24 protein-coding genes are annotated in these 26,300 nt (G+C 73.0%); 3 read left to right on the top strand and 21 right to left on the bottom strand.

Going from position 1 to position 26,300, the window contains the following annotated elements; translation table 11 throughout:
• Nucleotides 1-73 precede the first annotated feature (73 nt).
• The 5 genes from ruvX to rpsD form a co-directional block, all read right to left on the bottom strand.
• Nucleotides 74-538, bottom strand: a complete 465-nt coding sequence (gene ruvX, locus POF43_RS18500) for a Holliday junction resolvase RuvX (protein WP_271314762.1) — start codon at nucleotides 536-538, stop codon at nucleotides 74-76.
• 293 nt (nucleotides 539-831) lie between these two features.
• Complete coding sequence (gene alaS / locus POF43_RS18495; protein ID WP_271323546.1) at nucleotides 832-3,504, bottom strand: alanine--tRNA ligase; 2,673 nt, start codon at nucleotides 3,502-3,504, stop codon at nucleotides 832-834.
• On the bottom strand, nucleotides 3,504-3,824 hold the full coding sequence (locus tag POF43_RS18490) for a DUF6167 family protein (RefSeq protein WP_271314760.1): 321 nt from the start codon (nucleotides 3,822-3,824) through the stop codon (nucleotides 3,504-3,506). Before POF43_RS18490 ends, alaS begins: the two co-directional genes overlap by 1 nt.
• Before the next feature lie 5 nt (nucleotides 3,825-3,829).
• The gene (locus POF43_RS18485; protein WP_271314759.1) at nucleotides 3,830-4,291 is read right to left on the bottom strand and encodes a DUF948 domain-containing protein; all 462 of its coding nucleotides are present in this window, start codon (nucleotides 4,289-4,291) and stop codon (nucleotides 3,830-3,832) included.
• 274 nt (nucleotides 4,292-4,565) lie between these two features.
• Nucleotides 4,566-5,177 (bottom strand): 30S ribosomal protein S4, encoded by a 612-nt coding sequence (gene rpsD, locus POF43_RS18480; RefSeq protein WP_271314758.1) that lies wholly within the window; start codon nucleotides 5,175-5,177, stop codon nucleotides 4,566-4,568.
• A gap of 641 nt (nucleotides 5,178-5,818) precedes the next feature.
• Here rpsD and POF43_RS35155 point away from each other — a divergent pair.
• On the top strand, nucleotides 5,819-6,052 hold the full coding sequence (locus POF43_RS35155; protein WP_372516067.1) for a DUF2470 domain-containing protein: 234 nt from the start codon (nucleotides 5,819-5,821) through the stop codon (nucleotides 6,050-6,052).
• 337 nt (nucleotides 6,053-6,389) lie between these two features.
• Here POF43_RS35155 and POF43_RS18470 read toward each other — a convergent pair whose 3' ends face one another.
• From POF43_RS18470 to POF43_RS18455, 4 genes are all read right to left on the bottom strand, one after another.
• Nucleotides 6,390-7,739: a replication-associated recombination protein A gene (locus POF43_RS18470; protein ID WP_271313618.1), complete on the bottom strand. Its 1,350-nt coding sequence runs from the start codon at nucleotides 7,737-7,739 to the stop codon at nucleotides 6,390-6,392.
• A gap of 177 nt (nucleotides 7,740-7,916) precedes the next feature.
• Nucleotides 7,917-8,561 (bottom strand): vitamin K epoxide reductase family protein, encoded by a 645-nt coding sequence (locus POF43_RS18465; RefSeq protein WP_271313617.1) that lies wholly within the window; start codon nucleotides 8,559-8,561, stop codon nucleotides 7,917-7,919.
• A gap of 210 nt (nucleotides 8,562-8,771) precedes the next feature.
• The gene (gene hisS, locus POF43_RS18460; RefSeq protein WP_271313616.1) at nucleotides 8,772-10,031 is read right to left on the bottom strand and encodes a histidine--tRNA ligase; all 1,260 of its coding nucleotides are present in this window, start codon (nucleotides 10,029-10,031) and stop codon (nucleotides 8,772-8,774) included.
• Between the two features lie 14 nt (nucleotides 10,032-10,045).
• On the bottom strand, nucleotides 10,046-10,756 hold the full coding sequence (locus tag POF43_RS18455) for an MBL fold metallo-hydrolase (RefSeq protein ID WP_271313615.1): 711 nt from the start codon (nucleotides 10,754-10,756) through the stop codon (nucleotides 10,046-10,048).
• A 188-nt stretch (nucleotides 10,757-10,944) separates the two neighbouring features.
• Here POF43_RS18455 and POF43_RS18450 point away from each other — a divergent pair, with 188 nt between their 5' ends.
• Entirely contained in the window at nucleotides 10,945-11,799 is an 855-nt protein-coding gene (locus POF43_RS18450) for a peptidylprolyl isomerase (protein ID WP_271313614.1), read from the top strand.
• A 225-nt stretch (nucleotides 11,800-12,024) separates the two neighbouring features.
• Complete coding sequence (locus POF43_RS18445; RefSeq protein ID WP_271322873.1) at nucleotides 12,025-13,254, top strand: DUF349 domain-containing protein; 1,230 nt, start codon at nucleotides 12,025-12,027, stop codon at nucleotides 13,252-13,254.
• A 144-nt stretch (nucleotides 13,255-13,398) separates the two neighbouring features.
• Here POF43_RS18445 and POF43_RS18440 read toward each other — a convergent pair whose 3' ends face one another.
• The 12 genes from POF43_RS18440 to POF43_RS18385 all read right to left on the bottom strand — a co-directional run bounded on the left by POF43_RS18440 (nucleotide 13,399) and on the right by POF43_RS18385 (nucleotide 26,279).
• Nucleotides 13,399-15,876 (bottom strand): RelA/SpoT family protein, encoded by a 2,478-nt coding sequence (locus POF43_RS18440; RefSeq protein WP_271313612.1) that lies wholly within the window; start codon nucleotides 15,874-15,876, stop codon nucleotides 13,399-13,401.
• A 230-nt stretch (nucleotides 15,877-16,106) separates the two neighbouring features.
• Nucleotides 16,107-16,667, bottom strand: coding sequence for an adenine phosphoribosyltransferase (locus POF43_RS18435; RefSeq protein WP_271313611.1), 561 nt, complete (start codon nucleotides 16,665-16,667; stop codon nucleotides 16,107-16,109).
• Between the two features lie 20 nt (nucleotides 16,668-16,687).
• A complete protein-coding gene (secF, locus tag POF43_RS18430) occupies nucleotides 16,688-17,824 on the bottom strand; it encodes a protein translocase subunit SecF (protein ID WP_271322872.1) in 1,137 nt (378 codons plus the stop codon).
• Nucleotides 17,824-19,635, bottom strand: coding sequence for a protein translocase subunit SecD (gene secD, locus POF43_RS18425; protein ID WP_271313609.1), 1,812 nt, complete (start codon nucleotides 19,633-19,635; stop codon nucleotides 17,824-17,826). Before secD ends, secF begins: the two co-directional genes overlap by 1 nt.
• Before the next feature lie 171 nt (nucleotides 19,636-19,806).
• Entirely contained in the window at nucleotides 19,807-20,265 is a 459-nt protein-coding gene (gene yajC / locus POF43_RS18420) for a preprotein translocase subunit YajC (RefSeq protein WP_271313608.1), read from the bottom strand.
• A gap of 175 nt (nucleotides 20,266-20,440) precedes the next feature.
• Nucleotides 20,441-21,517: a Holliday junction branch migration DNA helicase RuvB gene (ruvB, locus tag POF43_RS18415; RefSeq protein WP_271313607.1), complete on the bottom strand. Its 1,077-nt coding sequence runs from the start codon at nucleotides 21,515-21,517 to the stop codon at nucleotides 20,441-20,443.
• A gap of 17 nt (nucleotides 21,518-21,534) precedes the next feature.
• The gene (ruvA, locus tag POF43_RS18410; RefSeq protein WP_271313606.1) at nucleotides 21,535-22,143 is read right to left on the bottom strand and encodes a Holliday junction branch migration protein RuvA; all 609 of its coding nucleotides are present in this window, start codon (nucleotides 22,141-22,143) and stop codon (nucleotides 21,535-21,537) included.
• Complete coding sequence (ruvC, locus tag POF43_RS18405; RefSeq protein ID WP_271313605.1) at nucleotides 22,140-22,664, bottom strand: crossover junction endodeoxyribonuclease RuvC; 525 nt, start codon at nucleotides 22,662-22,664, stop codon at nucleotides 22,140-22,142. The genes ruvA and ruvC overlap by 4 nt, the downstream gene beginning before the upstream one ends.
• 147 nt (nucleotides 22,665-22,811) lie before the next feature.
• A complete protein-coding gene (locus POF43_RS18400; protein WP_271313604.1) occupies nucleotides 22,812-23,564 on the bottom strand; it encodes a YebC/PmpR family DNA-binding transcriptional regulator in 753 nt (250 codons plus the stop codon).
• A 59-nt stretch (nucleotides 23,565-23,623) separates the two neighbouring features.
• Nucleotides 23,624-24,223 (bottom strand): pyridoxal 5'-phosphate synthase glutaminase subunit PdxT, encoded by a 600-nt coding sequence (pdxT, locus tag POF43_RS18395; RefSeq protein ID WP_271313603.1) that lies wholly within the window; start codon nucleotides 24,221-24,223, stop codon nucleotides 23,624-23,626.
• Between the two features lie 121 nt (nucleotides 24,224-24,344).
• Nucleotides 24,345-25,262, bottom strand: coding sequence for a pyridoxal 5'-phosphate synthase lyase subunit PdxS (gene pdxS / locus POF43_RS18390; RefSeq protein WP_271313602.1), 918 nt, complete (start codon nucleotides 25,260-25,262; stop codon nucleotides 24,345-24,347).
• Nucleotides 25,263-25,730: 468 nt separating this feature from the next.
• Nucleotides 25,731-26,279 carry a hypothetical protein gene (locus POF43_RS18385; protein WP_271315574.1) on the bottom strand — a complete coding sequence of 183 codons (549 nt, stop codon included), beginning with the start codon at nucleotides 26,277-26,279 and terminating at the stop codon, nucleotides 25,731-25,733.
• Nucleotides 26,280-26,300: the final 21 nt, after the last annotated feature.

The following is a 26,300-nucleotide window of genomic DNA, read 5'->3' as shown; positions in this document are numbered from 1 at the left end:
CGGTTACGGTCGGCGGGGCCGCGCGGCCGGTGGGGCGCCGCCTCTTCCGGCGCGGAACGTTACCGTACCGCGATCAGATGGCCACTTCGACGGTCTCGCCGGGCGGGCGGCCGGAGACGCGTTCGGTCTCCAGGGCGCTCTGCAGGATGACCACGGCGGCCGCCTGGTCCACAACGGCCCGCCCCTTGCGGGAGTTGACGCCGGAGGCGCGCAGGCCGTGGGTGGCGGTGACGGTGGACATGCGTTCGTCGACCAGCCGCACCGGCAGCGGAGCGATGATCTTCGCCACATCGGCGGCGAAGGCGCGGGCCTTGGCGGCGGCCGGGCCCTCGTTGCCGCTGAGCGAGCGCGGCAGGCCGACGACGACCTCGATGGGCTCGTACTCCTCGACGATGGCCCTGATCCGGCGCCGGGCGGCCGGGGCGTCCTTGGCGGGAACGGTCTCCACCGGGGTGGCGAGCAGGCCGTCGGGGTCGCAGGAGGCGACCCCGATCCGGGCCTGGCCGACGTCGACGGCGATACGGCGGCCGCGTCGCATGGCGGGGTCCTCTCGTGGTTCCGGCGCGCTGTGCTGACGGTGCGCTGTACCGGGCGGTGCGCTGTACCGGGCGGTGCGCCCTGCTGACGGTGCGGCTCTGCTGGGCGGTGCGGCTCTGCTGGGCGGCGGCTTGCTGGGCGGCGCGGCTTGCTGACGGTGCGTGTGCTGGGCGGTGCGTGTGCTGGGCGGTGCGTGCCACTGGGCGGTGCAGGGGCCGCGCGGCGGCCGCCCGGTGACCCGGTGCCGGGGGCCGCGCGGGGCGGCCCCCGGTACCGGGGTCGTGCTGCGGGCGGTCAGGCCTTGTCGGCGACCAGCCGGCGGACGGCCTCGACGGCCTCGCCGACGGCGTCCGGGTTGCTGCCGCCGCCCTGGGCGACGTCGTCCTTGCCACCGCCGCCGCCGCCGAGGGTCTTGGCGGCGGCGCGGACCAGCTCGCCGGCCTTGACGCCGCGTTCGCGGGCGGCCTCGTTGGTGGCGACGACGGTCAGCGGACGGCCGCCGGCCACGGTGAACAGGGCGACGACGGCGGCCCGGCCGGCGCCGCCGACCCGCTGGCGGACGTCGAGGACCAGCTTGCGCAGGTCGTCGGCGCCGGTGCCGTCCGGGACCTGGCCGGTGACCAGGGCGACGCCCTTGACGTCCTCGGCGCCGTCGGCGAGACCGCCGGCGGCGGCCAGCACCTTCTCGGCGCGGAACCGCTCGATCTCCTTCTCCGCCTCGCGCAGCCGGCCCAGCACCCCGGAGATGCGCTCCGGCAGCTCCTCGGGGCGGCCCTTGACCAGGTCGGTGATCTGGGAGACCAGGGTGTGCTCGCGGGCGAGGAACTTGTAGGCGTCCACGCCGACCAGCGCCTCGACCCGGCGGACGCCGGAGCCGATGGAGGACTCGCCGAGCAGCTTGACCAGGCCGAGCTGGGCGGTGTTGGCGACGTGGGTGCCGCCGCACAGCTCCTTGGAGAAGTCGCCGATGGTGACGACGCGCACGTGCTCGCCGTACTTCTCGCCGAACTCCGCGATGGCGCCCTGCCGTTTGGCCTCGGCGATCGGCAGCACCTCGGCGGTGACGTCGAGTTCGCGGGCCAGCACCTCGTTGATCTTCTGCTCCACGTCGGACAGCACGGCGCCGGGGACGGCGGCGGGCGAGCCGAAGTCGAAGCGGAAGCGGCCGGGGGAGTTCTCCGAGCCGGCCTGGGCGGCGGTGGGGCCCAGGGCGTCGCGCAGCGCCTGGTGGGTGAGGTGGGTGGCGGAGTGGGCGCGGGCGATGGCCCGGCGGCGCACCAGGTCGATCGCGGCGTGCGCGGTGGCGCCGAGGGTGACTTCGCCGACCTGGACGACGCCCTTGTGCACGTAGACGCCGGGCACCGGCTTCTGCACGTCGCGGATCTCGATGACCGCGCCGCTGTCCAGCCGGATGCGGCCGGCGTCGGCGAGCTGGCCGCCGCCCTCGGCGTAGAACGGGGTGCGGTCCAGTACGACCTCGACCTCGTCGCCCTCGCTGGCGGCCGGGGCGGGCAGGCCGTCGACCAGCAGGCCCACCACGGTGGACTCGGTGCGGTCGTCGGTGTAGCCGGTGAAGACGGTGCTGCCGGCGTTGTCGGCGACCTCGCGGTAGGCGGACAGGTCGGCGTGGCCCTGCTTCTTGGCGCGGGCGTCGGCCTTGGCGCGGTCGCGCTGCTCGCGCATCAGGCGCCGGAAGCCCTCCTCGTCGACGCTCAGGCCCTGCTCGGAGGCCATCTCCAGGGTGAGGTCGATGGGGAAGCCCCAGGTGTCGTGCAGCAGGAACGCCTTGTCGCCGGCGAGCACGCCGGAACCGGCCGCCTTGGTGTCGCTGACAGCGGTGTCCAGGATGTTGGTGCCGGTCTTGAGGGTCTTGAGGAAGGCGGCCTCCTCACCGAGGGCGACCGTCTCGATCCGCTTGCGGTCGGTCAGCAGCTCGGGGTACTGCTGCCCCATCGTGGCGAGCACCACGCCGACCAGCTCGGCGACGACCTCACCGGTGGCGCCCAGCATCCGCATGTTGCGGATGGCGCGGCGCATGATGCGGCGCAGCACGTAGCCGCGGCCCTCGTTGCCGGGGGTGACGCCGTCGCCGATCAGCATGACGGAGGTGCGGATGTGGTCGGAGACCACCCGCAGCGACACGTCGGACTCGTGGGCCTGCCCGTAGCGGACGCCGGTCAGCTCGGTGGCCTTGTCGATGACGACCCGCAGGGTGTCGGTCTCGTACATGTTCCGCACGCCCTGCAGGATCATCGCGAGGCGTTCGAGGCCGAGGCCGGTGTCGATGTTCTTGGCGGGCAGGTCCCCCAGGATCGGGAAGTCCTCCTTGCCGTCGCCGGCGCCGCGCTCGTACTGCATGAAGACCAGGTTCCAGATCTCCACGTAGCGCTCGTCGTTGACGGCCGGGCCGCCCTCGGCGCCGAAGGACGGGCCCCGGTCGTAGTTGATCTCCGAGCACGGGCCGCAGGGGCCGGGTACGCCCATGGACCAGAAGTTGTCCTTCTTGCCCAGCCGCTGGATGCGCTCGGCCGGGACGCCGACCTGGTCGCGCCAGATGGTCTCGGCCTCGTCGTCGTCCTCGTAGACGGTGATCCACAGCTTCTCGGGGTCGAGGCCGTAACCGCCGTCGTCCTGCGCGGAGGTGAGCAGCTCCCAGGCGAACTTCGCGGCGCCTTCCTTGAAGTAGTCGCCGAAGGAGAAGTTGCCGCACATCTGGAAGAACGTGCCGTGCCGGGTGGTCTTGCCGACCTCTTCGATGTCGGGGGTGCGCACGCACTTCTGCACGCTGGTGGCGCGCGGGGCGGGCGGCTTGACCTCACCGAGGAAGTACGGCTTGAACGGCACCATGCCCGCGTTGACCAGCAACAGGGTCGGGTCGTCCGCGATGAGCGACGCGGACGGCACGACCGTGTGCCCGCGCTCCTCGAAGAAGCGCAGCCAGCGCCTGCGGATTTCTGCCGACTCCATCAGTGGCCCTCTTTCTGGTTGTACGACTGGTTGTGCGGGTGTCGCGTGACGGCGATCTGCGGTCGCTGCCCGGGCAGTTGGGCGGGGCCGGCGGCCGGTTCGATGCCGAGCGCCTCGCCGAGTTCGGCCTCGCGCTCGGTCATGCCGGTGCGGACGTCGAGGGCGAACCGCCGGGCGCGGGCGCCGAGTTCGGTGGCCCGGTCGGCCGCGGTGGCGGCGAGGCCCCCGGGGGTCAGGCGGCGGACCGCCCGGTTCACCTTGACCGTGGCCCACACTCCGGTGGACGCGCCGGCGGCGAACCAGAAAAGACGGCGGAACATGTCGGTCAGCCCTTCCCTCGGGTACGGCGGAATCCGCGCCGGCCGCCGGCCCGCGCGGCCCCGGCGATCACCGTGCGGCTCACCCGGCCGGCGCCGTCGCGGGCGGCGGGCGCCTCACCGGGGGCCGGGCGGCCCATCGCGCGGCGCACTCCGTAGCCGAAGGCGGCGACCTTCACCAGCGGGCCGCCGAAGGTGGTGGCGACGGTGCCGGCCAGCGCGGAGGCGTTGGCGGTGACTTCCTGCACGTCGGCGGTGATGGTGTCGACCCGGTCGAGCTGGGCGTGCGCGGCGCGGACGGCGGCGGTGGCCTCACCGAGCAGCGGTACGGCCTGTTCGGTGACGCCGGCGACGAGTTCGGTGGCCCGGCGCAGCGTCTGCGCGAGTCTGACCAGCACGACGGCGAGGAAGGACACGAGGATCGCCCAGAAGACGGCCACGATGAGGCCGGCCACCTCTCCACCGGACACTGCTGGCTCCTAGGGTCACGTCGGTCGTGGACCGCTCGCGGTGCGGTCCGGCAACACGCGGGCGGGAGGTGTCCGACCCTATCGCGCCCGGGGTGGCTCCTCGTACCGAGTTACCCGCGCGGCGCGGTGCGGCGCGCGGCCGGGCGTCCGGGCGTCCCGGACCGGCGCGGCGGGGCCCGGAACGCGGACCGGCACCGCCGGATGTCGGCGGTGCCGGGAGCGCGGGCGGGGCCGCGAGCACGGGCGGGGCCGGCGACGGCCGGCCGGCGCGCGATCAGCGGGCGTAGTACTCGACGACGAGCTGCTCGTCGCAGATGACCGGCACCTCGCGGCGGTTGGGCGCGCGGTCCAGCCGGAACGCCAGCGCGTCGAGGTTGACCTGGAGGTAGCGCGGGGTCTCGCCCGCGCCGGCCCAGCCGCCGGCCCTGGCGACCTGGAACGGGGTCTTGTCGCGGGAGCGTTCGCGCACCGCCACCACGTCGTCGGGGCGGACCCGGAAGGAAGGCCGGTCGACCTTGCGGCCGTTGACCTCGATGTGGCCGTGCACGACCATCTGCCGGGACTGGTAGACGGTGCGGGCCAGTCCGGAGCGCAGCACGAGCGCGTCGAGCCGGCGCTCCAGCTCGACGATGAGCGCCTCGCCGGTCTTGCCGCCGGCCTTGGACGCGCGGTCGTAGGCCCGGCGCATCTGGGTCTCGCTGATGTCGTACTGGGCGCGCAGCCGCTGCTTCTCCAGCAGCCGGACCTTGTAGTCACTGCTCTGCTTGCGGCCGCGGCCGTGCTCGCCCGGCGGGTAGGGACGGGCCTCGAAGTACTTGACGGCCTTGGGGGTCAGCGCGATGCCGAGCGCGCGCGACTTCTTGACCTTGGGACGCGACTGGTTCACGTTCTCCGGACCTCCATGTAAGTTAGGTAAGGCTTACCTTAGCGGAGGAGATCGCATGCTTCGACCCGGGAACCCCATGCCGTCCGGCAGCGACCACACCGTGCGGGCGGCCGGTCGCCGGCGCGCGGACCACCGGCCGCGTCCCGGGGAAGACCCCGCGTCCGGACCGCCGGCGGCGGCCGGGCGCGTGCGAACCCTCGTGGAGGGCAACTCGTCGTCCGTGCTGGTCATTCCCGGCCTGAACAGCGCGGACCCCTACCTGATGGTGCCGCTGGAACGGGCCGTGGACCCGGCCGGCGACGTGCTGCTGCGGCTGCCGGCCGGCTCCCCCGCGGTCCGCGCGGCGGCCCGCGCGCACGACGGCGAACTGGCCGGCGTGCTGGAGATCACGGACGTGGCGCCGGTCGCGGTGGCGGCCCGGATCCGCGGCCGGGCCTCGGTGGCCGGCTGGCTGACCCCGTGCCGGGAGCGGGCGGACGGCGGCTGGCTGCGGCTGGAGGCCGGCGGGATGTCGGTCGACGACCTGTGGGGGGGCGCCCCCCCCCCCCGCCCCGCCCGAGTCCGCCGGGGCGGCCCCCGACCCGCTGGCCGCGCACGAGGCGGAACTGCTCCAGCATCTGGCCGCGGCCCACGGCGACGAGGTGACCCGGCTCGGCGCGCTGGCCGGCTGCGCCGACGCCCGCACCGGCCCCGGCGCCGCGGTGCCGGTGGCCCTGGACCGCGGCGGCCTGCGGGTCCGCTTCACCGGCACCGGCACCGGCGGCACCTTCGACGCCCGCTTCGCCTTCCCCGCCCCGGTGGACGGCGTGGCGGGACTGCGCCACGCCCTGCACGCGCTGTTCGGCCAGGCCCGCGAGGCCGCCGGTCAGGGCTGAGGGGGCGGGACGGCGGGGACGCGGGCGCGGCCGAACGCGGACCGGGCGCGGAACGGAGGTGGACCGGGCGAGGGCCGGGCGAGGGCCGGGCGCGGCGGGGTGGCGGGTGGCCGGGGAGGGTGCGGGCGCGGCGGGGGCGCGGGTTGCGGCGGGCAGCCGGAGCGGGCGTCCCCCCGCAGCCGACGGCCGGGGAAGGTACGGGCGCGGCGGGGACGCGGTTGCGGCGGGCAGCCGGAGCGGGCGCCGGGCACGGCGGCCGTAGCTGGACGCGGCGGGCAGCCGGTTCCCCCGGAGCGATCGGCCCCCGCAGCCGATCGCCCCCCACGCGCCCGCGCCCCTACTCCCCCGCCAGCCGTTCCCGGACGCGTTCGACCACGTCGGCGTAGCGGGCCTCGGCGCCGTAGCGGGTGGGGTGGTAGTACCGCTTGCCGTGGACGGCGTCCGGGGCGTACTGCTGGGCGGCGATCGCGCCGGGCAGGTCGTGCGGGTACTGGTAGCCCGAGCCGTGGCCGAGCTTGCCGGCGCCCTGGTAGTGCGCGTCGCGCAGGTGCGGCGGGACCGGGCCGGCCAGGCCCTTGCGGACGTCGGCCGTCGCCTCGGTGATCGCGGTGACCGCCGCGTTGGACTTGGGGGCCAGTGCCAGCGCGATCACCGCGTGGGACAGGGTGATCGCCGCCTCCGGGAAGCCGATCATCGCCACCGCCTGCGCGGCGGCCACCGCGAGCGGCAGCGCCTGCGGATCGGCCATGCCGATGTCCTCGCTGGCGGAGATCATCAGGCGCCGCGCGATGAACCGCGGGTCCTCACCGGCCTCCACCATCCGGGCCAGGTAGTGCAGCGCGGCGTCGACGTCGGAGCCGCGGATGGACTTGATCAGCGCGCTGGCCACGTCGTAGTGCTGGTCGCCGTCCTTGTCGTACCGCACCGCCGCGCGGTCGACCGCGGCCTCCAGGGCGGCCAGCGTCAGGCGCTCCTCGCCCTGGGCCAGCGCCGAGCCCGCGCCGGCCTCCAGCGCGGTCAGCGCCCGGCGCGCGTCCCCGCCGGCGATCCGCAGCAGGTGCGCCTCGGCGTCGTCGGCCAGTTCCACCGCGCCGTCCAGCCCGCGCGGGTCGGCCAGCGCCCGGTGCAGCAGACCGCGGATGTCGTCCTCGGTGAGCGCCTCCAGGGTCAGCAGCAGCGACCGGGACAGCAGCGGCGAGATGATGGAGAAGTACGGGTTCTCGGTGGTGGCCGCGATCAGGGTGACCCAGCGGTTCTCCACCGCGGGCAGCAGCGAGTCCTGCTGGGCCTTGCTGAAGCGGTGGATCTCGTCGAGGAACAGCAGCGTCTCGCGGCCGTAGGCGCCCGACTCGCGCCGCGCGCTCTCGATGACCGCGCGGACCTCCTTGACGCCGGCGGTGATGGCCGACAGCTCCACGAACCGCCGCTTGGTGGCGTGGCTGACGACGTAGGCCAGCGTGGTCTTGCCGGTGCCGGGCGGGCCCCACAGGATGACGGAGGCCGGGCCCGCCGGACCGCCGGCGCCCTCACCGACCAGCCGGCGCAGCGGGGAGCCGGGGCCGAGCAGATGGCCCTGGCCCACGACGTCGTCGAGGGTACGCGGACGCATCCGCACGGCGAGCGGGCTGCCGCCGGGTTCGCGCTCCTGGCGTTCCTCGGCGGCGGCGGTGAACAGGTCGGGCTCCACGGGTCGAAGCCTAGATCACCGCACCGACAACGCGGCCCGCCGCGTGCGTAACGGCCCCGGCACGCCCCGTACGTAGTAACGGCCCCGACCTGCCGCGTGCGTACCGGCGACGGCCCGCCGCGAACGCGAACGGGCCGCCCGGCGGTCGGCCGGGCGGCCCGTCGTGGAACGGCCGGGTCAGATGAGCGTCGACCAGTAGGACCACCAGCGGATCAGGATCAGCATGATGATCACACCGAACCACAGCACCAGGACCGCCCAGTGGAACTCCAGCAGCAGGTTGCGTACCGCCGTCGGGGCCGGGATGACGCGGGTGCGGACGTTGTGGACCAGCGTGTACCAGAACGCGGTGATCGTGCCGACCCAGGCGACCATGCACCACGGGCACAGCGAGCCGATGCTGTAGAGCGACTCGAACTGGAGCCAGGTGACGAAGATCGTGCCGAGCAGCGTGCCGGCCTGGAGCCCCCGCCAGAACCACGGGCGGAACCGGGCGCCGCCCAGCAGGGCCATGCCGACGCCGATCTCCACCGGGTAGGCGACCAGGCCCATCATCGGATTGGGGAAGCCGAAGACCTTGGCCTGCGCGCTCTTCATGATGTTGCCGCAGGAGATGATCGGGTTGATGCTGCACCCGGGGACGTAGGACGGGTTCTGGTACAGGTGGAACTCGTCGATGGTGATGATCCAGGCGGCCAGCAGGCCCAGGGCGCCGCAGATCACCAGCAGGATCGCGTAGCCCCGGCCCGCGCCGAACAGGCCGTCCGCCTGCCCGCTCTCCGCGTCGCTGCGCGTGTCGTCGTCCTGCACCGTAGTCGTCATGTCGCCTTCCGTGGCCGTGTCCTGGGTGCGTCGTCTGCCAGCCTGCACGGCACCGCCGCGGAACGGTAGGCGCCGGTTCAACATTGTGCACCCGCGACCAGTCATACGAATGTCCGCCGGGAGCGATCACCCAGCCTGCCGGAGGGTGAGTCAACACCGCGTAAGTTGACGCACACCCGGGGATTTCCCGGCCCGTGACGGGCGGACCGGTCAGAGCAGCCGTTCGCGCAGCGTCGCGGCGACCGTCTCCAGCGCGACGGAGGTCTGCTCGCCGCTTTCGAGGTCCTTCAGCTGGACCTCGCCGTCGGCCAGGTCGCGCTCGCCGGCGATGACGGCGAACCGGGCGCCGGAACGGTTGGCGGACTTCATCGCGTTCTTCAGGCCCTTGCCGCCGAAGGCGAAGTCGGCGGACACCCCCTGCCGGCGCAGTTCGGTGACCACGCCGAACAGCGCGCGCCGGGCCTGCTCGCCCAGCGGGACGGCGAAGACGTCGGTGCGGCCGGCGGACGGCAGCTCGATGCCCTCGGCCTTCAGCGCCAGCACCGTGCGGTCCACGCCCAGCGCCCAGCCGACGGAGGGCAGTTCGGGGCCGCCGAGCATCTGCGACAGCCCGTCGTAGCGCCCGCCGCCGCCGACCGCGGACTGCGAGCCGAGACGGCCGTGGACGAACTCGAACGTGGTGCGGGTGTAGTAGTCCAGGCCGCGCACCAGCTTCACGTCGTCCTCGAACGTGATGTCGGCCGCCGTCAGCAGCTCGCGCACCTGGTCGTGGTACTCGCGGCAGGCGTCGCACAGGTGGTCGCTGATCCGCGGCGCGCCGGCCAGTTGCCGCTGCACCTGCTCGCGCTTGTCGTCCAGCACCCGCAGCGGGTTGATCTCGATCCGGGCGCGGGTCTCCTCGTCCAGGTCGAGGCCGCGCAGGTACTCCTGGAGCGCGGCGCGGTAGACCGGGCGGCACTCCTTGTCGCCCAGCGAGTTGAGCAGCAGCCGGAAGTCCCGCAGGCCCAGCGAGCGGTAGGCGTCCACCGCGAGGATGATCAGCTCGGCGTCCAGCGCCGGGTCCTCGGCGCCCAGCGCCTCGGCCCCGACCTGGGAGAAGTGCCGGTAGCGGCCGGCCTGCGGCCGCTCGTAGCGGTAGTAGGAGCCGGAGTACCACAGCTTCACCGGCAGCGGGCCGCGGTGCAGGTTGGCCTCCAGGGCGGCGCGCAGCACGGACGCGGTGCCCTCGGGGCGCAGCGCCAGCTCGTCGCCGCCCTTGGTGGTGAGGGTGTACATCTCCTTGGTCACGATGTCGGTGGACTCCCCGACGCCGCGGGAGAAGAGCTTGACGTCCTCGAAGCCGGGGGTCTCCACGTAGCCGTAGCCGGACCGCTTCAGCGGCGCGGCCAGCGCCTCGCGGACCGCGAGGAAGGCGGCCGACTCCGGCGGGAGCAGGTCGTAGGTGCCCTTGGGGGCGGAGAAGGTGTTCAACGGGGGTTCTCTCGTCACATTCCTCGTCGCGGGGCCGGCGAACCGGGCCCGTCGCCGCGGGCCAGCTCGCCCAGGAAGGGGTTGGTGGCGCGTTCGCGGCCGATGGTGGTCTGGGCACCGTGGCCGGAGAGCACCACGGTCGAGTCGTCCAGCGGCAGGCACACCCGGGCCAGCGATCGCAGGATCGCGGCGTGGGACCCGCCGGGCAGGTCGGTACGTCCGATGGAGCCGGCGAACAGCAGGTCCCCGGAGAACAGCACCGACGGGACGTCGGCGGTCTCGGGCAGCTGGAAGGTCACCGACCCCCCGGTATGGCCCGGCGCGTGCGCGACGGACAGCTCCAGGCCGGCGAGGGGCAGCACCGCACCGTCGGTCAGCTCCTTGACGTCGTCCGGTTCGCCGATGGACAGCTCGCCCATGAGCGGCATGCCGATGGAGCGGCCGAGGGCCTTCTCCGGATCGCTCATCATGTAGCGGTCCTCGGGGTGGATCCAGGCGGGCACGCCGTGCGCGCCGCAGACCGGGACGACCGAGGCGACATGGTCGATGTGGCCGTGGGTGACGACGACGGCGACCGGCTTGAGGCGGTACTTGGCGAGCGTCTCCTCGACACCGCGGGCCGCGTTGTGCCCGGGGTCGACGATCACGCACTCCTCGCCGGCTGCGGGAGCGACCACGTAGCAGTTAGTGCCCCACACCCCGGCGGGGAACCCGGCAATGAGCACGTTCGTCCTTCGGTCGGCGGCGGACCGCCGAGGCGGCGCCGGCGGGTCCGGCGGCGGCCGGCCCGCGGGAATTTTTCCGTGATCGTGAGCCTACCGGCCCACGCGCGACCCGGGCCAACCCGTATTGTCACCGGCTAACGACGCGAATGGCGGCATTCGCGCTCCACCGGACCCGGGGAGAGGCTGAAGTGGTCAGCAAGGAGCAGCGGCGGCGCCAGCTCGCGCGCGAGAAGTTCGAGCGTCAGCAGCAACGCCGTACACGGCAGCGAAGCAAGTCACGCAAGCGCAACGTGTGGATCGCCGGCGCGGTCGTCGTCATCCTGGCGGCGGGCGGCGCGGCCTGGGCCTCGACCGGCCTGGGCGACAGCTCCGGCCCGAAGGCGGACGCGGCGGGCGCCACGCCGACGCCGTCGGTGACGCCGTCGCCGAGCGCCACGGGCAAGCCGAAGCCGGACCCGTGCGCGGCACCGGCCGCCGGTTCGCCCACCACGAAGCAGTGGAAGACCGAGCCGGCGATGACCATCGACGCCGGCAAGTCCTACACGCTGAAGCTGGCCACCACCTGCGGCGACATCGGCCTGAAGCTGAACGCGGCGAAGGCGCCGCACACGGTCAACTCCTTCGCCTTCCTGGCCGGCCAGGGGTTCTTCGACCACACCAAGTGCCACCGGCTCACCACGGCCAACATCTACGTCCTGCAGTGCGGCGACCCGAAGGGCAACGGCTCCGGCGGCCCGGGGTACACCATCCCGGACGAGAACCTGAAGGCGTTCGGCAAGGCCAACGCCAAGGGTTCGGTGACCTACCCGGCGGGCACCGTGGCGATGGCCAACACCGGTTCGGCGCACTCGGGCGGCAGCCAGTTCTTCCTGGTGTACAAGGACAGCCCGCTGGCGCCCAGTTACACCCCGTTCGGCACCATCGACGCGACCGGCATGAAGGTGCTGGCGAAGATCGCCAAGGACGGGGAGTCGACCGGCGCCGGCGACGGCGCGCCCAACGCCACGGTGGTGATCAACAAGGCGACGATGACCGCCTCGTGACCACCTGCCCGGCCCCGGGGGAAATCCGCCGGGGCCGGGGCAGGACAGCCGGGGCACCTCTCGCCTATGTTGGCGTTGTAGAGGGTTCCCGCACCGGCGGCCGCCGCCGGGTCCGGCTTCGGCGGACGAAGCGGCAGGTGGGACCGGTCGGGCGAGCCCAGCCCGGAGAAACTGTGGACGATGCCCGCCCCGTGCGACGGCCGGGCATCACGTGGAGGAGGCGCTGTGAGCAGCGACCCGTGGGGACGCGTCGACGAGACGGGGACCGTGTACGTGCGGACGGCCGACGGCGAGCGGGAGGTCGGCTCGTGGCAGGCGGGCTCCCCCGACGAGGCGCTGGCCTATTTCCAGCGCAAGTACGACGGCCTGGTCGTCGAGATCGGCCTCCTCGAACGCCGGGTACGGACCACCGACCTGTCGTCGAAGGACGCCACGGCCGCCATCGACCACCTGCGCTCCACGGTGACCGGGGCGCACGCCGTCGGTGACCTGGCGGCGCTGGAGGCCCGGCTGGACAAGCTGGTCGGACAGGTCGAGGAGCGTCGCGAGAAGCGCAAGGCGGAGCGGGCCAAGGCCGGCGACGAGGCGCGCACCGCCAAGGAGCAGCTGGTCACCGAGGCCGAGCAGCTGGCCGAGAGCGAGCAGTGGCGGGTGGCCGGTGAGCGGCTGCGGTCGCTGGTGGACACCTGGAAGGGGCTGCCGCGGCTGGACCGCAAGTCCGACGACGAGCTGTGGCACCGCTTCAGCCACGCCAGGTCGGTGTTCTCCAAGCGGCGCAAGGCGCACTTCGCGTCGCTGGACGCGCAGCGCGACGACGCCCGCCGGGTGAAGGAGAAGCTGGCGGTCGAGGCGGAGTCGCTGGCGTCGTCCACCGAGTGGGCGGCCACCGCGGCCCGTTACCGCGAGCTGATGGCGGACTGGAAGGCGGCGGGGCGGGCGCAGCGCGAGTCCGAGGACGAGCTGTGGAACCGCTTCCGCGGCGCGCAGGACGTCTTCTTCGCCGCGCGCTCGGAGGTGTTCGCCGAGCGCGACGCCGAGCAGGGCGCGAACCTGGCGGTGAAGGAGGGGCTGGCCGCCGAGGCGGAGAAGCTGCTGCCGATCTCGGACCTGAAGTCGGCCCGGGCGGCGTTCCGTTCGCTCAACGAGCGGTGGGAGGCCGTCGGCCACGTGCCGCGCGACGCCCGGCCGCAGGTCGAGGGGCGGATGCACGCCGTGGAGCGCGCGCTGCAGGACGCCGAGGAGTCGGAGTGGCGCCGCACCAACCCGGAGGCGCGGGCCCGCGCCGAGGGGCTGACCGGGGCGCTGCGCGCGGCGGTCGACAAGCTGTCCGCGCAGATCGAGACGGCCCGCTCGGCGGGCAACACCGCCCGGGCGGACAAGCTCACCCGTGAGCTGGAGGGCCGCCAGGCGCTGCTGGACCAGGCGCTGAAGGGGCTGGAGGAGTTCGGCGGCTGACACCGCCGCCCGCGGTTCGCACCGGCGTCCGCCCCGGCACGGGTTCCGTGCCGGGGCGGAGCCGTGTGCGGGGCCGGGCCGTCGTGCGGGACGGTTGGCGGCCGCGGTGGCCGGCGGCCGGCGGGACGGGCTCCGGCCGGCCGGTCAGCGCTGGCGGCCGGAGGTCACCCGGTAGACGTCGTAGACGCCCTCGACACCGCGGACCGCCTTCAGGACGTGGCCGAGGTGCTTGGGGTCGCCCATCTCGAAGGTGAAGCGGGAGGTGGCGACCCGGTCGCGGGAGGTCTGGACGGCGGCGGACAGGATGTTGACGTGCTGGTCGGACAGCACCCGGGTGACGTCGGACAGCAGGCGGGAGCGGTCGAGCGCCTCGACCTGGATGGCGACCAGGAAGACCGAGGACTGGGTGGGGGCCCACTCGACCTCGATGACGCGTTCCGGCTGCTGGGAGAGGGAGTCGACGTTGACGCAGTCGGCCCGGTGCACCGAGACGCCGTTGCCGCGGGTGACGAATCCGATGATCGGATCGCCGGGCACCGGGGTGCAGCAGCGCGACAGCTTGGCCCACACGTCCCGCTCGCCCTTGACGATGACGCCGGGGTCGCCGGCCGAGCGGCGGCGGGTGCGGCCGCGCGGCGGGGTGGTGATCTCGGCGATGTCCTCGGTGGCGCCCTCCTCACCGCCGAGCGCCTCGACGAGCTTGCCGACCACCGACTGCGCGGTGATGTGGCCCTCGCCGATCGCCGCGTAGAGCGCGGAGATGTCGGGGTAGCGCATCTCGTGGGCGAGGGTGACCAGCGAGTCGCCGGTCAGCACCCGCTGGATGGGCAGGTTCTGCTTGCGCATCGAGCGGGCGATGGCGTCCTTGCCCTGCTCGATCGCCTCGTCGCGGCGCTCCTTGGAGAACCAGGCGCGGATCTTGTTGCGGGCCCGCGGGGACTTCACGAAGCCGAGCCAGTCGCGGGACGGCGAGGCACCGGGCGCCTTGGAGGTGAAGACCTCGACCAGGTCGCCGTTGTCCAAGGTGGACTCCAGCGGCACCAGGCGGCCGTTGACCCGGGCGCCTATCGTGCGGTGGCCGACCTCGGTGTGGACGGCGTAGGCGAAGTCGACCGGGGTGGCGCCGGCCGGCAGCGCGATGACGTCGCCCTTGGGGGTGAAGACGAAGACCTCGTTGCGCGACAGGTCGAAGCGCAGCGACTCCAGGAACTCCCCGGGGTCCTCGGTCTCCTTCTGCCAGTCCAGCAGCTGCCGCAGCCACGCCATGTCGTTGACGGCGTCGTCGGCCTTCGCCGACCTGGGCGCGTCGCTGCGGACCTTGGAGGCGCCGGCCACCGCCTCCTGCTTGTACTTCCAGTGCGCGGCGATGCCGTACTCGGCCCGGCGGTGCATGTCGAAGGTGCGGATCTGCAGCTCGACGGGCTTGCCGCTGGGGCCGATCACCGTGGTGTGCAGCGACTGGTACATGTTGAACTTGGGCATCGCGATGTAGTCCTTGAACCGCCCCGGCACCGGGTTCCACCGCGCGTGGATGGTGCCCAGCGCCGCGTAGCAGTCGCGGACGGTGTCGACCAGGACCCGGATGCCCACCAGGTCGTAGATCTCGGCGAAGTCGCGTCCCCGTACGATCATCTTCTGGTAGACGCTGTAGTAGTGCTTGGGCCGGCCGGTGACGGTGGCCTTCAGGCGGGCCGCCCGCAGGTCCTGCTGGACCTGGTCGGTGACGACGGCGAGGTACTCGTCGCGCTTGGGGGCGCGTTCGGCGACCAGCCGGACGATCTCGTCGTACATCTTGGGGTAGAGGATGGCGAACGCCAGGTCCTCCAACTCCCACTTGATGGTGTTCATGCCCAGCCGGTGCGCCAGCGGGGCGTAGATCTCCAGCGTCTCGCGGGCCTTCTTCTCCTGCTTGTCGCGCTTGAGGAACCGCATGGTGCGCATGTTGTGCAGCCGGTCGGCGAGCTTGATGACCAGCACCCGCGGGTCCTTGGCCATCGCGACGACCATCTTGCGCACCGTCTCGGCCTGCGCGGCCTCGCCGAACTTGACCTTGTCCAGCTTGGTGACGCCGTCGACCAGCAGCGCGACCTGCTCGCCGAAGTCGCGCCGCAGGGTGTCGAGGCCGTACTCGGTGTCCTCCACCGTGTCGTGCAGCAGGCCGGCCATCAGCGTCGCGGGGTCCATGCCCAGCTCGGCGAGGATGGTGGTGACGGCCAGCGGGTGGGTGATGTACGGGTCGCCGCTCTTGCGCTTCTGGCCGCGGTGCCAGCGTTCGGCGACCTGGTAGGCGCGCTCGATCTGCCGCAGCCCGGCGGAGTCGATCTTCGGGTCGTTGCTGCGGACGATGCGCAGCAACGGCTCCAGCACCGGGTTGTAGGGGCTCTGCCGCTGCACACCGAGCCGGGCCAGCCGGGCGCGGACCCGGCTGGAGGAGGTGGCGGACCGCACGGGGGTCAGTGCCGCGGGCGCCGGGGTGGGCGCGGCGGTGGACCCGGCCGGGCGCTCGGCTTCGCCGGCCGCCGGCGTTTCGGCCTGCGGCGGCGCTGCGGTCTCCTGCTCGGGCGCCGCCGGGTCCCCATCGCTGGCATCCCTGGCGGTGAGCGGCTGGGCCTCGTCTGGCAACGGCACTCCATCCCACGGGTCCGGTCCCGGTACGGGTCCGGCTCCCATGGTATCGAGGTGCCGGGCACGGCGGCGCGGCGCGTCCCGCGGGGCCATGCGGGCACCGGGCGGGATACCGGCCGGGAACGCACTCGCGGGGCCGCTCCGGGGTGCGGAGCGGCCCCGCGATGGGGACGGGACATCAGGCGCCGCGCGGGCTCCTGCGGGCGTCCAGCGGCCTCAGGAGGGCCTCAGACGGCGATCAGGGCGTCCAGCGGGGCGTCGCCCAGGGCCTTGGCCAGCCGGTCGCGGCCGCCGAGGAAGCCGAGCTCCAGCAGCACGGCCAGGCCCACGACCTCGCCGCCGGCCCGCCGGACCAGCTCCAGCGCCGCCTCGGCGGTGCCGCCGGTGGCCAGCACGTCGTCGATGACGATGACCTTGTCACCGGGGACGAAGGCGTCGGTGAGCACCTCGATCTCGGCGGTGCCGTACTCCAGCTCGTAGGTCTGCCCGAAGGTCGCGCCGGGCAGCTTGCCCGCCTTGCGCACCGGGACGAAGCCCAGGCCCGCCCTGGCCGCCGCGGGGGCGCCCAGGATGAAGCCGCGGGCCTCCAGGCCGACGACCTTGTCGGCGCCGCGTTCCCGGCACAGCGCCGCGAGGGCGTCGACCAGGGCGGAGAACGCCTCGGGGTCGGCGAGCAGCGGGGTGATGTCCTTGAACATCACGCCCGGCTTCGGGTAGTCCGCCACGTCGCGGATCCGGCTGAGCAGCAGGTCGCTCAGTGCGGCCCCGGTACTTTCCACAGTGGTCATCAGTGGGTCCCCTCCCCTGGTCAGCGGCGCTTGCCGGACGGACGGCCGCGACCGCGGTCGCGGGAGGACGGCTGGCGGCGCTGGCCGCCCAGCGTGCCCGCGGCGGCCTCGGCCGGCTCGTCCTCGTCGTCCTGCTCTGCGGCGTCCCGCGGTTCCTCGGCGTCGAGGTCGATCCCGTCGCGCTCGGCCCTGGCCCGCTTGGTCCTGACCCGCTTGGCCAGCGCCTTCATCTCCGGCGTGGCCTCCTTGAGGGTGGCGACCAGCGGGGTGGCGATGAAGATCGACGAGTAGGCACCGGCGGCCAGGCCGACGAACAGCGCGAGCGCGATGTCGTTGAGCATGCCCGCGCCGAGCAGCCCGCCACCGACGAACAGCAGCGCGGCGACCGGCAGCAGGGCCACGACGCTGGTGTTGATCGAACGCACCAGGGTCATGTTGAGGCTGCGGTTGGCCAGCTCGGTGTAGGTGAACCGGGTCTGGCCGGTGATACCGCGGGTCGTCTCCTTCAGGCCGTCGAAGACCACGACGGTGTCGTAGAGGGAGTAACCCAGGATGGTCAGCAGGCCGATGACCGTACCGGGGGTGACCTCGAAGCCCACCAGGGCGTAGACGCCGATGGTGATGACCAGGTCGTGGACCAGCGCGATCAGGGCGGCCATGGCCATCCGCCACTCGAAGGCGATGGCCAGGTAGATGACCACCAGGACCATGAAGATCACCAGGCCGAGTTCGGCCTTCTGCGTGACCTCCTGACCCCAGCTGGGGCCGACCACCTGCGGCGAGATGGAGTCGGCGGACACGCCGAGGTCCTTCGCCAGGTCACCGCGCACGTTGTTCGCGGTGGTGTTGTCGATCCCGCTGACCTGGATGCGCATGCCGCCGGTGCCGAGCTTCTGCGCGACGACGTCGTGGTCGCCGGTCAGCAGCGCCTTGGTCTTGCTCTCGGCCTGCGCGATGGAGATCGAGGTCTTCGGCGTGGTGAAGGACGCGCCGCCGGAGAAGTCGATGCCCTTGTTCAGGCCGTTGACCGCCAGGCCGACGACCGCCACGACGACGATGAGCAGGGAGACCGCGTAGTAGCGGCGGCGCTTGCCGACGACGTCCAGCGACAGCTCACCGCGGTGCAACCGGTGGCTGAGCTTGCCGAGCCGGGACATCAGGCCTCCTTGACTTCGGTACGAGCCTGGCGGCGGACCCGGCGCAGCGGCGCGTTGAAGCCGACGCTCTCCGGGTTGAGACCGGACCACTTGTGACCGTCCGAGTAGAACGGGCGGCGGGCCAGGATCGTCAGCAGCGGCTTGGTGAACAGGTAGACCACGACGACGTCGAGGACGGTGGTCAGGCCCAGGGTGAACGCGAAGCCCTTCACGTCGCCGACCGAGCAGATGTAGAGCACCGCGGCGGCGAGGAAGGAGACGAAGTCGGAGACCAGGATGGTGCGCCGGGCCCGGGGCCAGGCCCGCTGCACCGCCGGACCGAGACTTCGGCCGTGCCGTAGCTCGTCCCTGACCCGTTCGAAGTAGACGATGAAGGAGTCGGCGGTGATACCGATGGCCACGATGGCGCCGCAGACCGCCGGCAGGCTCAGGGCGAAGCCGATGGCCGCGCCGAGCAGCGCCATGATCGCGTAGGTCAGCGCCGCGGAGACCACGAGGCTGAGCACCGCGATGAAGCTCAGGCCGCGGTAGTACGCCAGCAGGTACAGCACCACGAGCACCAGGCCGACCGCGCCGGCGATCAGGCCGCCGTGCAGCTGCTCACCGCCGAGCTGCGGGGAGACGGTGGTGACGGTGGAGATGTTGAACGACAGCGGCAGCGCGCCGTAGGACAGCACGTTGGCCAGGTCCTCGGAGGACTGCTGGGTGAAGCTGCCGGAGATCTGCGCCGAGCCGCCGGTGATCGCGGAGGAGACCGAGGGCGAGGAGACGACCTGGTTGTCCAGCACGATGGCGAACTCGTTGTTCGGCGCCTGCTGGCTGGCGAGCTGGCCGGTGACCTTGGCGAACTGGCTGTTGCCGGTGGAGTCGAACCCGAGGGTGACGATCCAGCCGGCGCCGGTCTGGGTGTCGTAGACCGACTGGGCGCTGGAGACGTCCTTGCCGGAGACCGCGACCGGGGCGAGCAGGTACTTGGTGCTGCCGTCCTGGCTGCACACCGCGATCTGGTCGGTCGGCTTGGCCCCGTAGCCGGCGTTGGCCGCCTGCTTCTTGTTGGAGCAGTTGAGCGCGGTGAACGCCGCTTCGGCCTTCGGGTCGGGCGCCACGGTCGTGCCGCTGCCGGTGCTGGGCGGCGGGGTGGCCGCGCCGGTGGCGGTCGCGGCCGGGGTCGGCGCGGTGATCGCCGGGGCGGTGGGCGCGCCGGAGGAACCGGTGGCCGGTGCCGCCTGGAGGGCGCTGGTGACCGCGCGGCCCTGGGTGGTGGCGCTGGCCGACGGGGTGGCGGTCGGCTTGGCGGTGGACCCGGGGGCCGGCTTTCCGCTGGTCGACGCGCTGGGAGCGCCGGAGGGGGTGGCCTTGCCCGAGGTGGACGGCGAGGGGGTGGTGGCGGGCTGCGGCGAGCCGGCCGCCAGGGTGATCACCGGGCGGAAGTACAGCTGGGCGGTGGTGCCGACCAGTTTCTCCGCCTGCTGGGTGTTCGTGCCCTTGGGGATGTCGACGACGATGTTCTTGCTGCCCTGCGTCTGCACCCCCGCCTCCGAGACACCAAGACCGTTGACCCGCTTGCCGATGATGTCGGCGGCGGTGTTCATGTTGGTCTTGTTGATCGAGTTGGGCTGGCCCGGGTTGTTCTTGGCCGTCAGCGTGATCTCGGTACCGCCGGCCAGGTCGATGCCCAGCCGGGGTGTCTTGTTGTTCGAGATGAACATCGCCGACGCCAGCGCGACCAGCGCGACCAGGATGATCGCCAGCGCACGACCGGGATACCCGTCGGCACCCGGGGACCTGCGTCCCTTCTTGGCTGCTGCCACCTTCTCGTTTCTCCCTGTCCACACCGTTCCGGGCGGGCGAGGCCACGCCGGACGGCCACGAATGATGAGGGCGTACCGAAGTGCCGTACGTACGGGGTGATACGGGGATCAGCCGTCGTACGGCCGCGCAGTGTGCGTTGAACTCCGGAGCCTATGACCTGGAGCTGTGCGCTACTTCTTCCCGGCTTCCTGGACCTGCGCCGGGACGCCGGACTCGGCCGCCATGACGGCGGGCTCGTCGGTGTCGTCGGCGGGCTCGGACTTGCCGAGGTCGATCTTCTTCGGCTCCTCGTCGGAGGCGGCACCGTCGACGGTGGCCTCTTCGGAGTCGTCGAAGGTGAGCGGCACGTCGTTGTTGACGAGCCGGTCGTACTCCTCCTCGCTGAGCACCGTGGCGACGGCCTGCTTGGTGTAGACGCAGTGCGTGCCGGGGGCGACCTCGAGCAGGACCGTGGAGTCGCGGATCTCCTTGACCCGGGCGACCAGGCCGCCGATGGTCCGGACACCGGAGCCGGGCTGCATCTGGTCGCGCATCTGCGTCGCCTGACGCTGCTTGTTCTTGGCCGAGCGGGTCATCAGCAGCATCAGGCCGATGATCAGGACGATGGGGAGGAGCATGGTGGTATTCACAGCGGGGAGGTTCCTTCGCATGGCCACCGGGGGTGCGGCCTGGACTACAGGGGGTGTGTGCGGGTGACGCGCCGTCCGTTTAGAGAGGGCATCGGCGGAGTCTAGGCGAACCCACACCTTGGGAACAACGCCCAGCATGGCACCCGGGTTCCACCGGCCGCGAGTACCCGCGCCGTCAGGGGCCGAACAAGCCTTGCTGCGCACGGGCCGGAGCGGCCGCGGGCGGGGTCAGACCGAGATGCGTCCAGGCCGCCGGAGTAGCGACGCGGCCACGCGGAGTACGCGCCAGCAGCCCCTCGCGCACCAGGAACGGCTCGGCCACCTCCTCCACCGTCTCGCGCTCCTCCCCCACGGCCACCGCCAGCGTCGACAGTCCCACCGGTCCCCCGTTGAACAGCCGCAACAACGCGTCGAGCACCGCGCGGTCCAGCCGGTCCAGGCCGCGGGCGTCGACCTCGTAGACCTCCAGCGCGCCGGCCGCGACCTCGCGGGTGATCCGGCCGTCGGCCCGCACCTGGGCGTAGTCGCGCACCCGGCGCAGCAGCCGGTTGGCGATCCGGGGGGTGCCGCGCGAGCGGCCGGCGATCTCGGCGGCGCCGACCGGGTCGATGACGACGTCGAGCAGTCCGGCGGAGCGGTGGATGACGCGTTCGAGTTCGGCGGGGGCGTAGAACTCCATGTGGCCGGTGAAACCGAACCGGTCGCGCAGCGGCGGCGGCAGCAGGCCGGCCCGGGTGGTGGCGCCGACCAGGGTGAACGGCGGCAGTTCCAGCGGGATGGCGGTGGCGCCGGGGCCCTTGCCGACGATGACGTCGACCCGGAAGTCCTCCATCGCCATGTAGAGCATCTCCTCGGCCGGCCGGGACATCCGGTGGATCTCGTCGAGGAAGAGCACCTCGCCCTCCTGGAGCGAGGACAGGATCGCGGCGAGGTCGCCGGCGTGCTGGATGGCGGGGCCGGAGGTGATGCGGATCGGGGCGCCCATCTCGGCGGCGATGATCATCGACAGCGTGGTCTTGCCCAGGCCGGGGGCGCCGGACAGCAGGACGTGGTCGGCGGTGGCGCCGCGCTGCCGGGCGGCCCTGAGCACCAGGTCGAGCTGCTGGCGGACCTTCTCCTGGCCGACGAACTCGCCGAGGTCCTTGGGGCGCAGCGCGGCCTCGACCGCCTGGTCCTCGCCGTCGGCCGCCGGGCCGACCAGCCGGTCGGTGCCGTCGGTGTCGTCGTCGGCGGCGGGGTCGTAGGGGTTCACGTGGGTGTGCCTTACGGTCAGCGGGCGCGGTTGAGGGTCTGCAGGGCGGCGCGCAGCAGGGCGCCGACGTCGGGCCGGCCGGCCGCCTCGGCCTGCGGGGTGACGGCGGCGACGGCCTCGTCGGCGTCGCGGGGCTGGTAGCCGAGGCCGGTGAGCGCGGCGTGCAACTGCTCGGCCCAGGAGTCGGGCCGGTTGGCGGCGGCCGGGCGGACGGCGCCGCCGCGGGGGGCGCCGAGGCGGTCCTTCAGCTCCAGCAGCAGGCGCTGGGCACCCTTCTTGCCGATGCCCGGGACGGCGGTGAGCGCCTTCTCGTCCCCGGTGGCGACCGCGGTGCGCAGCGTGTCGGGGGCGTGCACGGCGAGCATCGCCTGGGCCAGCCGGGGGCCGACGCCGCTGGCGGTCTGGAGCAGTTCGAAGACCTGCCGCTCGTCCTCGTCGGCGAACCCGTACAGGGTCAGGGAGTCCTCGCGGACGACGAGGGAGGTGTACAGGCGGGCGGCCTCGCCGAGCCGCAGTCCGGCCAGGGTGCCGGGCGAGCACTGCACGAGCACGCCGAGGCCGCCCACCTCGACGACGGCGCTTTCCGGGGCGAGGGCGGCGACCGGTCCGTTGACAGAGGCGATCACGTGCGGGACTCCTTGGCGGCCAGGACGGCCTGTTGCAGGCGGTTGGTGGCGGGGGCGCGCCAGATGTGGCAGATGGCCAGGGCCAGCGCGTCGGCGGCGTCGGCCGGTTTGGGCGGGGCGTCGAGCCGCAGCAGCCGGGTGACCATGGCGCCGACCTGGGCCTTGTCGGCGCGGCCCGATCCGGAGACGGCGGCCTTGACCTCGCTGGGGGTGTGCAGGGCGACGGGCAGGCCGCGGCGGGCGGCGCACAGCATGGCGACGGCGCTGGCCTGCGCCGTTCCCATCACGGTGCGCACGTTGTGCTGGGCGAACACCCGCTCCACGGCGACGTATTCGGGCCGGTACTCCTCCAGCCAGCTCTCCAGGCCGCGTTCGATCAGCACCAGGCGGTCGGGCACCGGCAGGTCGGCGGGGGTGCGGATGACGCCGACACCGCGCATGGTCAGGGCACGGCCGGCCATGCCCTCCACCACTCCGACCCCGCACCGGGTGAGTCCTGGGTCCACGCCGAGCACCCGCACGGTGCCGCTCCTTCCCCGTAACGGTTCCCCGTTCCAACGCTGTTCGAGCAGGCTATCGGGCGGCACCGACATCGCGGCAGAACGCGGCGGGCCGGCGGGGTGGGTCCCCCGCCGGCCCGCCGCATCGTGTCCGGTCGCGCGTGGCCGTCAGGCCTCGACCTGCTCCATGACCTCGTCGGAGATGTCGAAGTTGGCGAAGACGTTCTGCACGTCGTCGCTGTCCTCCAGCGCGTCGATCAGCTTGAAGATCTTGCGGGCGCCGTCCTCGTCCAGTTCCACCTGCATGGTGGGGACGAAGTTGGCGTCGGCCGAGTCGTAGTCGATGCCGGCTTCCTGGAGGGCCTTGCGGACCGGCACCAGGTCGGTGGCCTCGCTCATGACCTCGTAGGACTCGCCGAGGTCGTTGACCTCTTCGGCGCCGGCGTCCAGGACCGCGCCGAGCACGTCGTCCTCGCCGAGTTCACCCTTGGGGACGATGACGACGCCCTTGCGGTGGAACAGGTACGACACCGAGCCGGGGTCGGCCATCGAGCCGCCGTTGCGGGTCATGGCGACGCGGACCTCGGAGGCGGCGCGGTTGCGGTTGTCGGTGAGGCACTCGATGAGCACCGCGACACCGTTGGGGCCGTAGCCCTCGTACATGATCGTCTGGTAGTCGGCGCCGCCGGCTTCCAGGCCCGCGCCGCGCTTGACGGCGCTGTCGATGTTCTTGTTGGGCACCGAGCTCTTCTTGGCCTTCTGGATGGCGTCGAAGAGGGTCGGGTTGCCGTCCGGGTCGGATCCGCCGGTGCGGGCGGCGACCTCGATGTTCTTGATCAGCTTCGCGAAGAGCTTGCCGCGCTTGGCGTCAATCACGGCCTTCTTGTGCTTGGTCGTAGCCCATTTAGAGTGGCCGGACATCTGCCTGTCTCCTTCACGTCACCAGACTTGCTCACCAACAACGACCGATCCTACCGGGATCACGCCCGCGAACTTCTCACCAGATCGGTGAAGAGCCGGTGGACGCGCTGGTCGCCGGTCAGCTCCGGGTGGAAGGAGGTGGCCAGCAGGTGGCCCTGGCGCACCGCGACGACGGTGTGGTCGGCCAGTCGCGCCAGCACCTCGACGCCGGCGCCCACCGACTCCACCCAGGGGGCGCGGATGAAGACGCCCTCGACCGGGTCGCCGTCCACCCCGGTCATGGCCACCGCGGCCTCGAACGACTCGTTCTGCCGGCCGAAGGCGTTGCGGCGCACGGTCATGTCGATGCCGCCGACGGTCTCCTGGTCGTCGCGGCCGTCGAGGATCTTGTCGGCGAGCATGATCATGCCGGCGCAGGAGCCGTAGGCGGGCATGCCGGCCCGGACCCGGTCGCGCAGCGGCGCCAGCATGCCGAAGGCGACGGCCAGCTTGGACATGGTGGTGGACTCGCCGCCCGGGATGACCAGGCCGTCGACCGCCGCGAGCTCGGCGGGGCGGCGCACCGTGACGGCCTCGGCGCCCGCCGCGGTCAGGGCGGCCAGGTGTTCCCGTACGTCGCCCTGGAGGGCGAGGACGCCGACGGTGGGGTTGCTGGGCACGGGGTGGCCTCTTTCCGGGGGTGGGCGGGCGCCCGGCCGGGCGCGGGAGGCGGCCGGCGGGCGGTCGTGCGGGGAGACGCCGATGGGCAGGCGCGGTGGCCTGCCCATCGGTGAGCGGGGACTACCAGCCGCGGTTGGCGTAGCGCTCGGACTCGGGCAGCACGTCGCAGTTGATGCCGACCATGGCCTCGCCCAGGCCGCGCGAGACGTCCGCGATGACCTTGGGGTCGTCGTGGAACGTGGTGGCCTTGACGATGGCGGCGGCACGCCGGGCCGGGTCGCCGGACTTGAAGATGCCGGAGCCGACGAAGACGCCCTCGGCGCCGAGCTGCATCATCAGCGCGGCGTCGGCCGGGGTGGCCACGCCGCCGGCGCTGAAGAGCACGACGGGCAGCTTGCCGAGCGCCGCGACCTCCTTGACCAGCTCGTAGGGGGCGCGCAGCTCCTTGGCGGCGGCGTACAGCTCGTTGTTGTCCAGCGCGCGCAGCCGGCCGATGTCGCCCTTGATCTGGCGCATGTGGCGGACCGCCTCGACGACGTTGCCGGTGCCGGCCTCGCCCTTGGAGCGGATCATGGCCGCGCCCTCGGCGATGCGGCGCAGGGCCTCGCCGAGGTTGGTGGCGCCGCAGACGAAGGGGGTGGTGAACGCCCACTTGTCGCTGTGGTTGACCTCGTCGGCCGGGGTGAGGACCTCGGACTCGTCGATGTAGTCGACGCCGAGGGCCTGCAGGACCTGGGCCTCGACGACGTGGCCGATGCGGGACTTGGCCATGACCGGGATGGAGACGGCGGCGATGATGCCGTCGATCATGTCCGGGTCGGACATCCGCGCGACGCCGCCGTCCTTGCGGATGTCGGCGGGCACCCGCTCCAGCGCCATGACCGCGACGGCGCCGGCGTCCTCGGCGATCTTGGCCTGCTCGGGGGTGACGACGTCCATGATCACGCCGCCCTTGAGCTGTTCGGCCATACCGCGCTTGACGCGCGCGGTGCCGGTCTCGGGCGCGTTGTCGGACGTGCTGGTGGGCGTGGTGGACACGGGGTGACCTCACTCGCTGGACATCGGGCTGGATATCGGGGGACATCGGTGCATCAGTACGGCGAAGCCCGGCAGGGCCGCTCGGGTCGTCCCCCTCGGGCCGTGCCCCGGGTCGTGCCCCAGGGGCCTCGCCGGTCAGCGAACGGTCCGTACCGGTCCGCGCTGTCGTACCTGACGAAACCCGACGCACCGCCGACCGGGCAAGGGCCAATCGGCATCGAGTGGACCGATCGGCTCCGGGTGCGGGCGGGGCGGGGCGGGGGTTTTGGGGGTGCCGGTGCGGTTGGGCGCCGGTGCGGCGGAGGTCGGCGGAGGGTTCGGCCGGGCGCCGGTGCGGCCGGTGCCGGTGCGGCGGAGGGTGCGGCCGGTGCCGGTGCGGCTCAGCGCCGGTGCGGCCAGGTCCCGCGGCCGGTGGCGCCCGGCGCCGCGAACCGCTGCCCGCCGCCCGGGGCCCGGTCCCCGCGCAGGTCAGCGCGGGGTGCCGTCGGCGGTGAGGGTGGTGGGGGGCTCGTCGTCCATCTCGAACGCCAGCGGGAACGGCGCGTGGCCGGCCAGCCGGAACCAGCGCACCACGCGGTGCCGCCGGACGGCCCGGGCGGCGCGCACCGCGTCGTTGTGGAACCGCCGGGCCATCGGGGTGCGGCGGACCGCGGAGGTCAGCTCGCCGATGGCCTCCGGGCCGCCGGGGGCGTCCTGGACCGCCCCGACGGTGCCGGGCTCGGCGAAGACCGCGCGCAGCGTCTGGCTCAGTTCGCTCTCGGCGACCTCGCGCTGCTCGTCCTCGGCCTGCCGGGCGGCGTGCGCGGTCTGGTACAGCACGATGGACGCGGCCGGGTCCAGCACCCCGGAGGTGGCCAGTTCCTGGGCGACCGAGGCCCGGCGCAGCAACTGGGCGTCCAGCGCGGCGCGCGCGGCGTCGATCCGGGCGTGCAGCCGGTCCAGGCGGCCCGCCGTCCAGCTCAGGTAGATCCCGAGCAGGACGAGGGCGGCCGCGATCCACAGCAGAGTGAACGTCACGGGGGGCAACGCTACCGGCGG

It is taken from the genome of Streptantibioticus silvisoli, from assembly GCF_027947535.2.
Taxonomy (GTDB): Bacteria; Actinomycetota; Actinomycetes; order Streptomycetales; family Streptomycetaceae; genus Streptantibioticus_C; species Streptantibioticus_C silvisoli.
Note: the sequence above shows the minus strand (reverse complement) of the source record. Positions and strands in the feature narration are given on the sequence as shown.

What these genes read in the sequence shown, in the direction of transcription:
- alaS (WP_271323546.1), bottom strand. Translation starts at nt 3,504, where the DNA reads ATGGAGTCGGCAGAAATCCGCAGGCGCTGGCTGCGCTTCTTCGAGGAG.
- ruvX (WP_271314762.1), bottom strand. Translation starts at nt 538, where the DNA reads ATGCGACGCGGCCGCCGTATCGCCGTCGACGTCGGCCAGGCCCGGATC.
- POF43_RS18435 (WP_271313611.1), bottom strand. Translation starts at nt 16,667, where the DNA reads ATGACCACTGTGGAAAGTACCGGGGCCGCACTGAGCGACCTGCTGCTC.
- POF43_RS18490 (WP_271314760.1), bottom strand. Translation starts at nt 3,824, where the DNA reads ATGTTCCGCCGTCTTTTCTGGTTCGCCGCCGGCGCGTCCACCGGAGTG.
- POF43_RS18400 (WP_271313604.1), bottom strand. Translation starts at nt 23,564, where the DNA reads ATGTCCGGCCACTCTAAATGGGCTACGACCAAGCACAAGAAGGCCGTG.
- secF (WP_271322872.1), bottom strand. Translation starts at nt 17,824, where the DNA reads ATGTCCCGGCTCGGCAAGCTCAGCCACCGGTTGCACCGCGGTGAGCTG.
- POF43_RS18465 (WP_271313617.1), bottom strand. Translation starts at nt 8,561, where the DNA reads ATGACGACTACGGTGCAGGACGACGACACGCGCAGCGACGCGGAGAGC.